This is a genomic window from Streptomyces mangrovisoli, assembly GCF_000974985.2.
In the GTDB taxonomy this organism is placed as follows: domain Bacteria; phylum Actinomycetota; class Actinomycetes; order Streptomycetales; family Streptomycetaceae; genus Streptomyces; species Streptomyces mangrovisoli.
In genome coordinates this window covers 12,056-22,315 of the sequence record NZ_LAVA02000028.1, presented here as the reverse complement: position 1 = coordinate 22,315, position 10,260 = coordinate 12,056, and the positions used below count along the sequence as shown (strand labels likewise).

General features: G+C 73.9%; 8 protein-coding genes. 7 read left to right on the top strand and 1 reads right to left on the bottom strand.

The window, feature by feature from the left end:
- Positions 1–125: 125 nt before the first annotated feature.
- Complete coding sequence (locus WN71_RS13665; RefSeq protein WP_240529649.1) at positions 126–1,742, bottom strand: hypothetical protein; 1,617 nt, start codon at positions 1,740–1,742, stop codon at positions 126–128.
- A 539-nt stretch (positions 1,743–2,281) separates the two neighbouring features.
- Here WN71_RS13665 and WN71_RS13660 point away from each other — a divergent pair.
- From WN71_RS13660 to WN71_RS13630, 7 genes are all read left to right on the top strand, one after another.
- Positions 2,282–2,671, top strand: a complete 390-nt coding sequence (locus tag WN71_RS13660; protein ID WP_046589262.1) for a cell division protein SepF — start codon at positions 2,282–2,284, stop codon at positions 2,669–2,671.
- A gap of 129 nt (positions 2,672–2,800) precedes the next feature.
- Positions 2,801–3,985, top strand: a complete 1,185-nt coding sequence (locus WN71_RS13655; RefSeq protein ID WP_046589260.1) for an AAA family ATPase — start codon at positions 2,801–2,803, stop codon at positions 3,983–3,985.
- Positions 3,982–4,326: a nucleotide pyrophosphohydrolase gene (locus WN71_RS13650; RefSeq protein ID WP_046589259.1), complete on the top strand. Its 345-nt coding sequence runs from the start codon at positions 3,982–3,984 to the stop codon at positions 4,324–4,326. Before WN71_RS13655 ends, WN71_RS13650 begins: the two co-directional genes overlap by 4 nt.
- A gap of 196 nt (positions 4,327–4,522) precedes the next feature.
- Positions 4,523–4,996 carry a DUF6099 family protein gene (locus WN71_RS13645; protein ID WP_046589256.1) on the top strand — a complete coding sequence of 158 codons (474 nt, stop codon included), beginning with the start codon at positions 4,523–4,525 and terminating at the stop codon, positions 4,994–4,996.
- A 117-nt stretch (positions 4,997–5,113) separates the two neighbouring features.
- Positions 5,114–6,037, top strand: coding sequence for an LLM class F420-dependent oxidoreductase (locus tag WN71_RS13640; RefSeq protein WP_046589255.1), 924 nt, complete (start codon positions 5,114–5,116; stop codon positions 6,035–6,037).
- 101 nt (positions 6,038–6,138) lie between these two features.
- A complete protein-coding gene (locus tag WN71_RS13635; protein WP_046589252.1) occupies positions 6,139–7,608 on the top strand; it encodes a 3' terminal RNA ribose 2'-O-methyltransferase Hen1 in 1,470 nt (489 codons plus the stop codon).
- Complete coding sequence (locus WN71_RS13630) at positions 7,605–10,148, top strand: polynucleotide kinase-phosphatase (protein ID WP_046589250.1); 2,544 nt, start codon at positions 7,605–7,607, stop codon at positions 10,146–10,148. Before WN71_RS13635 ends, WN71_RS13630 begins: the two co-directional genes overlap by 4 nt.
- Positions 10,149–10,260 lie beyond the last annotated feature (112 nt).

Here is a 10,260-nt window from a genome sequence, read left to right as displayed (position 1 = left end):
TGACCTTGCCCTCTTCGACATTGTGACGCGCGCCTCGCGGGGTGGATCGGGGCCGGTGGGGGGTGCCTCGGGGCAGCCGAGCGCCGCCTCCGTCCCGGGACGGAGGCGGCGCTCGGCTGCGGGCGCTACCAGAGCGGCGGAAGCGTCACATGGATCGTGGACAGCGTCTGCGGCTCGGCGGTGAAGGCCCGCAGCCGCACCTCGACGTCCTTGCCCGGCAGCGTCCAGTACCCGCTGGGCGGCCGGAGCACCAGCTTGGCGGTGGTGTGCGCGGCCACGGTCGCCGGGCCCTCGATCCGGGTCCAGTACCGGGCCATGCCCTGGCCCCTGGTCAGCATGAAGTGCGGGGTGAGCGCGGTGTCCCCGGTGTTGGTCACCCGCACGGTGAGCCGGCTCAGGGTGCGGCCCGAGACGCCCCGGGCCTCCACCACGGCCATCCGCAGCGGCGGCGTGCCCGTCGCCGCCAGCACCGCGCTCGCCGCGGCGGGGACGACCAGCAGCGCCGAGGCCGCGGCCAGCGCGGCCCGACGGCGCCGTCCGGTGAACGGCCGGGGCCGCGGCTGCCAGGCGCCGGCGAACTCCGCGGCGGGGGCGGTGATCGCCGCCGCAAGCCACAGCGGAGTCATCATCAGGTAGTAGCCGTCCTGCGACCGGGTGGCCAGGTAGAAGGCGCACCAGGGCAGCGCGGTGGCCGCCGGGCCGAGCCGCCGTACGAACAGCACGAACAGCGCCAGCAGGGCGGCCGCGAGCAGGAGGCTGGCGTGTCCGTACCAGTCGAGCCGGTCGCTGCCGCCGGTCAGGTACAGCGAGATGTCCACCAGGCCCTGGCCGTGCAGCACGGCCCCCTGGGTGAGGGGCAGGGCGATGCCCTCCAGCCAGGCGCCGGGGTCCTGCACGACGAAGTACGTGTTGATCAGCAGCCACACCAGGGCGGCGATCCCGGTGAAGCGGAGCAGGACGAGCGCCGCCCGCCGGGGGCCGAGTTCGCCGCGGCGTACCGCGTAGACCGCGGCGAGCAGGAACGGCGTGACGAACCACGGCAGCTGCTGCGCCGCGCAGGCCGCGCCCAGGCAGACCGCGCGGGCGATGCCGGCCCGGCCGAGCCGCCCGCCGCGCCCGATCCGCGGGAAGCGCACCACGACGGGCATCAGCAGCGCGAGGCCGGTGATCGCCGGATAGCCGAGCCGGGCGTAGTTCGGCAGGAACCCGAAGCCGAGGCAGCACAGCGTGGCCGCGGAGCGCCACGGCACCGGCAGCATCCGCCACAGCACGACCGTGCCGGTGAGCAGCGAGACCGTGCCGACGGCGCTCGCGGCGGCGCCCTGGTGCCCGATCCACAGCAGCGGCGCGCTCAGCAGCGTCGTCAGCGGCGGGTAGCCGTACGTGAAGTCGTAGCCGCCGTAGAACGTGGGTGTCAGGGCGACGTTGGGGCCGTGGAAGAGGAACGGCCAGGGTCTGCCGTAGACGGTGTGGCCCGCGACGAGCTCCCGGGCGGCCTGCGCGGTGAGCACCGCCTCGTCGCCGCCGTCGTGCATCATCACCCAGCCGCACAGGACCAGTACGACGGCCGTGAGCAGCACGGCCAGGTCCAGCCGGACCAGCGCGCGGGTGGTGCGCACGCTCAGCGTGAGCACGCCGCACACCAGGATCGAGACGTAGCAGACCGAGATCACCGCGGCGACCGCCGGCCGGTGGCTCGCGGCGGACGTCCAGATGCCCCGCGTCCCGATGAACAGGCTCATGTCGGCGAGCAGCGTGAGGACCCGGTGCCACTGCGCGGGAGGCTCCAGGGCGGGGGCCTGGGGCCGGGACCGGCGGCCGGGCACCGTCAGCTGCGTCTCGGGGCGCAGCGCCGCCTGCGTCTCGGTCTGCGTCTCGTCCGGCGTCGCCGCCTGCGACGTGGTCTGCGTTTCCGTTCGAGTCACGGTCTGCGTCTTAGCCTGCGTCTCAGCCACATGCACGCCGGAGGACGCTATCGGGGGCCGGTGAGGGGGGTGTCGAGGGACGTGAAGAGTCCGGTGTGAGCGCGGTAAGGACACCCGATCCCCTGTCATCGTCGGCGAAATTCCGTGAAACCCTGCAAATGAGTGGATCTTGTCTCATGGCGGACATCATGCGCGATGCGCGGGCCAAGTCGTCGGACGGTCCGGTCGCACACCGTGTCGCAGTTGGGCCGTACGGGTGACGTCACGTAAGAATGGCCGGTGCAGGCAAGCGGAACGAAAACGGACGACGAGTCAGGACGACGGCTCACGACGACGAGTCAGGACAGGGGGATCCGGTGAACGGTCACGACGTCACCGACGAACAGTGGGAGGGCCTCGCCCAGGTGGTCCCCCTGCGCGGCCGGGACGCCTGGCCGTCCGCCGTGGACCACCGGGCGCTGCCCGAGGCGGAGACGCAGGCGCGCCGCCGCTTCGTCGTCCTGCGGGTCAACGTCTTCGCCGACGCCCGGGACGTCGCCGAGACGCTCATGGCGGGCATCCCGGTGCTGCTCGACCTCACCGGCGCGGACACGGATGTCGCCAAGCGTGTCCTGGACTTCAGCACGGGCGTGGTCTTCGGCCTGGCCAGCGGGATGCACCGGGTCGACCGGGGCGTCTTCCTGCTGACCCCGCCGGGGACCGAGGTGAGCGGACTGATGGAGGGGGCGGGGGTGCCCAGGGGGTGAGGGTCGGGCTGTTCGCGCTCTGAGGCGCGGTCGGTTCGTGGTGTGCCGCCGCGCCCGGCGGTCCCCCGATCGTAGGAAGGTGCCCCGGGTGGAACGGTTCGGCGGGCGGCCGGGTCCTACGGTCCGGTCATGGCCGTGTCCTCGACGTCACCCAGGTCCTCCGCCGGCCCGCCGGCGCGCGGCCCCGCCCCGCCGACCCGCCCCGACCGCCCGCACGTCACCGAGCTGCGCCTGTCCGCGTTCGCCCGGCACCGCGGCGCCGGGTTCCCGCTCGCGCCGCTGACGCTGTTCGCCGGCCCCAGCGGCTGCGGCAAGTCCAGCGCGCTGCGGGCGTACGAGGCGCTCGCCCGGCTCGGGTCCGGCGCCGATCTCGCCGAGGCGTTCCCGGACCCCGGCGCCTGTGTCCCGGAGCGGGCCCGGCCCGACGCGCAGCGCCGCCGGGGCTTTCGCATCGGCTGCACCGCGGACGGCCCCGAGGGCCCGGTGCTGCTCGACGTCGCCGTGCAGGCGGAGCCCGACCTGCGCATCGTGGGGGAGCGGCTGACCTCCGGCGGGCTGGTCCTGCTGGAGACGGCGCTGCGCGACCCGGGCCGCCCCACCGTGCAGGCGGCCTGGCACACGGCCGGGGCCTCGCCGGTGACCCGCGCCCCGCTGCCCGACGACCGCCTCGGCACCGCGCTGCTGCCGCTGCGGGTGGCGGGCAAGACCGACGGGCAGCGCCGTGTGCTCGCCGCGGCCGAGCAGATGGTGGTCGCGCTGCGGTCGGTGTTCGCCTGCGACCCCGTACCCGAGCTGATGCGCGGGCCGGTCCGGGCCGGTTCCGGGCGGCTGCGGCCGGACTGCGCCAACCTGGCCGACGTCCTGTGGCGCACCCGCGCCGAGTGCGGCCGACGGCACGCGCAGCTCGTCGCCGCCCTGCACGCCGGATGCGCCGGACCGGTCGCGGACCTGCTCGCCGCACCGCTGCCCGACGGCTCGCTCCACGCCCTGCTCGACCGCGGGGACGGCGTCCGTACGGCGGTCGCGCGGCTCGGTGACGGCGAACTGCGCTATGCCGCGCTGGCGTTGGTGCTGCTCACCGGGCCCGGCGTGCTGGCCCTCGACCCGGTGGGCGAGGTGCCCGCCGCCCTCCAGACGCTGACCGTGCTGGTCGACGGCTTCGACCGGGGACTGGACCCGCGCCAGCGCGCCGAACTGCTGCGGCTCGCGGCCCGGATGTGCCGCCGCGGGCACATCCGCTGCGTCGGCGTGGTGAGCGACGCCTCCTGGGCGACGGGAGTGGCGGGCGCGGCGGTGGTAGACCTGGACCCGTGACCCGTGATCCCGAGCGCCCCGATCTGGCGCGACTCCAGCGCAGGCTGGCCGACTTCGCCGCCGCGCGGAACTGGCAGCCGTACCACACCCCGAAGAACCTGGTCGCCGCGCTCAGCGTGGAGGCGTCCGAACTGGTCGAGATCTTCCAGTGGTTGACGCCCGAGCAGTCGGCCGGGGTGATGGCCGATCCGGACACCGCGCACCGGGTCGAGGACGAGGTGGCCGACGTGCTGGCCTATCTGCTCCAGCTGTGCGAGGTGCTCGGCGTCGACCCGCTGGCGGCCCTCGCCGCGAAGATCGACCGGAACGAGAAGCGCTTCCCGGTGCCCGGCGAGGGGTGAGCGGGCGGCGGACAGGAGGGAGCGTCGACATCCACTTTCACGCTCCGTAGTCATAGTTGACGCCGAAACCGATTTGTTGTCCCCAGATTTCCCCCTTCCTCTGGCTTTTCGTCCCACACGCCTTCACTCTGGGTAGTGAACAATGGAGTTCGGGCGAGCGTGCGATCAGCACGACGGGGACGGACGGGGGCAGCGCATGGAAGCGGTGCGGCTCATCGTGACGAGCAGACGTGCCCTGGCCGGCAGCGGCGGGACACCGGAGGTCCTGACGGAGGTGTGGCAGGCGCAGGCCCTGGCTCAGGCCATCGGCAGCCGGTTCGCGGTCTACGGGCCACCCGAACTGCGGGGCGAGGCGCTGGGGTTGACCGAACTCGCGGGCCGCGGCTGCGGGGTGCTCGACACGCCGGAACTGGGCCCGGGGGAGCTGCGCGCGGCCCAGCTGACCGAACTGGGCGACGCCCGCCAGGCGCTGGTCTGCCTCGGCGGCCTGCTCGGCGAGGTCGGCATCGCCCTCGTCGGCATGGCCAGCGCCGCGGACGACGAGGGCACGTACTGGCAGTGCATGGAGGCGATCGACGCGGCGGACGAGTCGCGCGACCGGGTCCTGGAGATGCTCCGCCGGCTCGCCGACCGGGAGGACCAGGCGTTACCCGCGCGGGAGGCGGGCTGACCGCCGCCACCCGCTGAACGCAGCAGCCTGCCGTCGCGGAATTTCACCCGACCGGGGACGCGGGTGACCCCTGGTGCCGATGGGGCTCAGGGGGCACCGGGCGTGCAGGATGGATGTATGGACCTTCGAATCTTCACCGAGCCCCAGCAAGGGGCGACCTACGACACCTTGCTCGCCGTGGCGAAGGCCACCGAGGACCTCGGTTTCGACGCCTTCTTCCGCTCCGACCACTATCTGCGCATGGGCAGCGTGGACGGCCTGCCCGGCCCCACCGACGCCTGGATCACCCTCGCCGGCCTCGCCCGGGAGACGAAGCGCATCCGTCTCGGCACCCTGATGACCGCCGGCACCTTCCGGCTGCCCGGCGTGCTCGCCATCCAGGTCGCCCAGGTCGACCAGATGTCCGGCGGCCGGGTCGAACTCGGCCTCGGCGCGGGCTGGTTCGAGGAGGAGCACACGGCGTACGGCATCCCCTTCCCGAAGGAGAAGTTCGCCCGTCTGGAGGAGCAGCTGGAGATCGTCACCGGCCTGTGGGCCACCAAGCCCGGCGCCACCTACGACTTCCACGGCACGCACTACGACCTCACCGACTCGCCCGCGCTGCCCAAGCCCGCCCAGGCGAAGATCCCGGTCCTCGTCGGCGGCCACGGCGCCAGGCGCACGCCGCGCCTCGCGGCCCGGTTCGCGGACGAGTTCAACATCCCCTTCGCGTCCGTCGAGGACTCGGAGCGGCAGTTCGGCCGGGTGCGGGCCGCGGTGGAGGAGGCCGGGCGGGCGCCCGGCGACCTCGTCTACTCCAACGCGCTCGTGGTCTGCGTCGGCAAGGACGAGAAGGAGGTGGCCCGGCGCGCCGAGGCGATCGGCCGCGAGCCCGAGGAGCTGAAGGCCAACGGCCTGGCGGGCTCCCCGGCCGAGGTCGTCGACAAGATCGGCCGCTATGCCGCGGTGGGCTCCTCGCGCCTCTACCTCCAGATCCTCGACCTCGACGACCTGGACCACCTGGAGCTGATCTCCACGCAGGTCCAGTCGCAGCTGTCCTGACCCGACGGCCCCGGCGGCACGTCTGCCCCCGCCCCCACCAGGGAGCCGTGGCGTGGGAAAACCACTGGTCACCGGGGCCCCGGCCAGCGAGACTCGGACGCATGTTCCTGACGATCGGCACCACCGGCACGGCCGAGGACCCGGCCACCGACCTGGGTTTCCTGCTGCACAAGCACCCCGGGAAGGCGCAGGCGTTCTCCACCTCCCACGGCACCGCGCACGTCCTCTACCCCGAGGCCGACGCGGAGCGCTGCACCGCGGCGCTGCTGCTGGAGATCGATCCGGTGGCGCTGGTCAGGCGGGGCAAGGGCAAGGGCCGCGGCGGCGCCCCCGACGCCGCCCTCGCGCAGTACGTCAACGACCGCCCCTACGCGGCCTCCTCGCTGCTCGCCGTGGCGCTGAGCCATGTCTTCTCCAGCGCCATGAAGGGCGTGTGCACGGCACGCCCCGAACTCGCGGCCGCGCCCCGGCCGTTGCGCATCGAGGTGCCGGTGCTGCCCGCCCGGGGCGGCCCGGCGCTGGTGCGGGCCCTGTTCGAACCGCTCGGCTGGGAGGTCACCGCCGAACCCGTGGCCCTGGACGCCGAGTTCCCCGAGTGGGGCGACTCGCGGTACGTACGGCTGGTGCTGGAGACGGACACGCTGACCGTGGCCGCCGCGCTGCGCCACCTGTACGTGCTGCTCCCGGTCCTCGACGACGCCAAGCACTACTGGGTCTCCCCCGACGAGGTGGACAAGCTGCTGCGGGCCGGCGAGGGATGGCTCGGCGGCCACCCCGAGCAGAAGCTGATCACCAGCCGCTACCTGGCGCGCCGCTGGTCGTTGACGCGCGAGGCGATGGAGCGGCTTGAGCTGGTGCGGCTCGCGGAGTCCGACGACAGCGAGGTCGAGTCGATCGACAACGCGGTCGGCGCGGAGACCGAGACCGAGGAGCGGCCCACCCCGCTCGCCCAGCAGCGCCGGGACGCGATCCTCGCCGCGCTGCGCGAGAGCGGCGCCGCCCGCGTCCTCGACCTCGGCTGCGGACAGGGCCAGTTGGTGCAGGCGCTGCTGAAGGACCCGGCGTTCACCGAGATCGTCGGCATCGACGTGTCGATGCGCGCCCTCACCATCGCCTCCCGGCGGCTGAGGCTGGACCGCATGGGGGAGCGCGTCGCGTCCCGGGTGAAGCTCGTGCAGGGCTCGCTCGCCTACACCGACAAGCGTCTGAAGGGGTACGACGCCGCCGTGCTCAGCGAGGTGATCGAGCACCTCGACCTGCCCCGGCTGCCCGCCCTGGAGTACGCGGTGTTCGGCGCGGCCCGCCCCCGCACGGTCGTGGTGACCACCCCGAACGTCGAGTACAACGTCCGCTGGGAGTCCCTGCCGGCCGGGCACGTGCGCCACGGCGACCACCGCTTCGAGTGGACCCGCGAGGAGTTCCGCGCCTGGGCCCGGACCGTCGCCGAACGGCACGGCTACGGCGTGGAGTTCCGGCCGGTCGGCCCGGACGACCCCGAGGTCGGACCGCCCACCCAGATGGCCGTGTTCAGCACGCAGACCGTGAACGAGAAGGAGGCGAAGGCGGCATGACCGAGACACCGAGCAAGGGGCGCGTGCTGCCCGTCACCGACCTCTCCCTGGTCGTCCTCGTCGGCGCCTCCGGCTCCGGCAAGTCCACGTTCGCGCGGCGCCACTTCAAGCCCACGGAGGTCGTCTCCTCCGACTTCTGCCGCGGCCTGGTCAGCGACGACGAGAACGACCAGAGCGCGTCCAAGGACGCCTTCGACGTCCTGCACTACATCGCGGGCAAGCGCCTCGCGGCCGGCCGCCGCACGGTCGTCGACGCCACCAGCGTGCAGCAGGACTCCCGCCGCCAGTTGATCGAGCTGGCCAGGGAGCACGACGTGCTGCCCATCGCCATCGTCCTCGACGTGCCCGAGGACGTCTGCGTCGCACGCAACGCGGCCCGCGAGGACCGGGCCGACCTGCCGCGCCGGGTCGTCCAGCGTCACATCCGCGAACTGCGCCGCTCGCTGAGGCAGTTGGAACGCGAGGGCTTCCGCAAGGTGCATGTGCTGCGCGGCGCCGAGGAGGTCGAGCACGCCACCGTCGTCACCGAGCGGCGCTTCAACGACCTGACCCACCTCACCGGCCCGTTCGACATCATCGGCGACATCCACGGCTGCTCGGCCGAACTGGAGGCGCTGCTCGGCAAGCTGGGCTACGCCGACGGCACGCACCCGGACGGCCGGACCGCCGTGTTCGTCGGCGACCTCGTCGACCGCGGCCCGGACAGCCCCGGCGTGCTGCGCCGCGTCATGGCGATGGTCCAGTCGGGCGACGCGCTGTGCGTGCCCGGCAACCACGAGAACAAGTACGGCCGCCACCTGAGGGGCCGCCAGGTCCAGCACACCCACGGACTCGCCGAGACGATCGCGCAGATGGAGGGCGAGAGCGAGGAGTTCCGCGCCGAGGTAAGGGAGTTCATCGACAAACTGGTCAGCCACTACGTCCTCGACGGCGGCCGGCTCGTGGTCTGCCACGCCGGTCTGCCGGAGAAGTACCACGGCCGCACCTCCGGGCGGGTCCGCAGCCACGCCCTGTACGGCGAGACCACCGGCGAGACCGACGAGTTCGGGCTGCCGGTGCGCTACCCCTGGGCCGAGGACTACCGCGGCCGGGCCGCCGTGGTCTACGGCCACACCCCGGTGCCCGAGGCGAGCTGGCTCAACAACACCATCTGCCTCGACACCGGCGCCGTCTTCGGCGGCAAGCTCACCGCGCTGCGCTGGCCGGAGCGCGAGCTGGTCGACGTACCGGCCGAGCAGGTCTGGTACGAGCCGGCCCGGCCGCTCCGGTCGGAGGCGCCGGGCGGGCACGACGGACGCCCGCTCGACCTCGCGGACGTGCACGGACGGCGGGTGGTGGAGACGCGGCACGCCGGCCGGGTCGCGGTCCGCGAGGAGAACGCGGCCGCCGCCCTGGAGGTGATGAGCCGGTTCGCCGTGGACCCCCGGCTGCTGCCGTACCTGCCGCCGACCATGGCGCCCACCGCGACCAGCACGGTCGAGGGCTACCTGGAGCACCCGGCCGAGGCGTTCGCGCAGTACGCCCGGGACGGCGTCGCGCGGGTCGTGTGCGAGGAGAAGCACATGGGCTCGCGGGCCGTGGCCCTGGTCTGCCGGGACGCCGAGGCGGCGCGGGCCCGGTTCGGCACCGACGGGCCCACCGGGTCGCTCTACACCCGTACCGGCCGTCCGTTCTTCGACGACGCGGACACCACCGAGGCCGTCCTCGGACGGCTGCGGGACGCGATCGGCGCGGCCGGGCTGTGGGAGGAGCTGGACACCGACTGGCTGCTGCTCGACGCCGAGCTGCTGCCCTGGTCGCTGAAGGCGTCCGGCCTGTTGCGCAGCCAGTACGCGGCGGTCGGCGCCGCCTCCGGCGCGGTGTTCCCGGGCGCGCTCGCCGCCCTGGAGGGGGCCGCGGCGCGCGGGATCGACGTCGAGGCCCTGCTCGGCCGGCAGCGCGAACGGGCCGCCGACGCGGCCGCGTTCACCGACGCCTACCGCCGCTACTGCTGGACCACGGACGGCCTGGACGGCGTACGCCTCGCGCCGTTCCAGATCCTCGCCGTACGCGGCCGCAGCCTCGCCGCGCTCCCGCACGACGAGCAACTCGCGCTGCTCGACCGCATGGTGGAGCGCGACCCGACCGGACTGCTGCGCACCACACGGCGCCAGTACGTCGACACCGGCGACCCGGAGTCGGTGCGGGCGGGCGTCGAGTGGTGGCTGGAGCTGACCGGCGAGGGCGGCGAGGGCATGGTCGTCAAGCCGCTCGGCGCGCTGGTCCGCGACGCCGAGGGGCGCCTGGTCCAGCCGGGCGTCAAGTGCCGCGGCCGCGAGTACCTGCGCATCATCTACGGCCCCGAGTACACGCGCCCCGAGCAGCTGACCCGGCTGCGCGGCCGCTCCCTCGGCCACAAGCGGTCGCTGGCGCTGCGCGAGTACGCCCTCGGCCTGGAGGCCCTGGACCGGCTGGCGGAGGGCGAGCCGCTGTGGCGCGTGCACGAGGCGGTGTTCGCCGTACTGGCCCTGGAGTCGGAGCCGGTGGACCCCCGGCTGTAGCGGGGGTGGGCCGGCGCGGGCGGCGGCTGCGCCCTGGCCGGGGCACCGGCCAGGGCTGCCCCGGGCGTACGCTGCGGACGGCCGTCACATGATCGAGTCCGAGGAGTGCGTG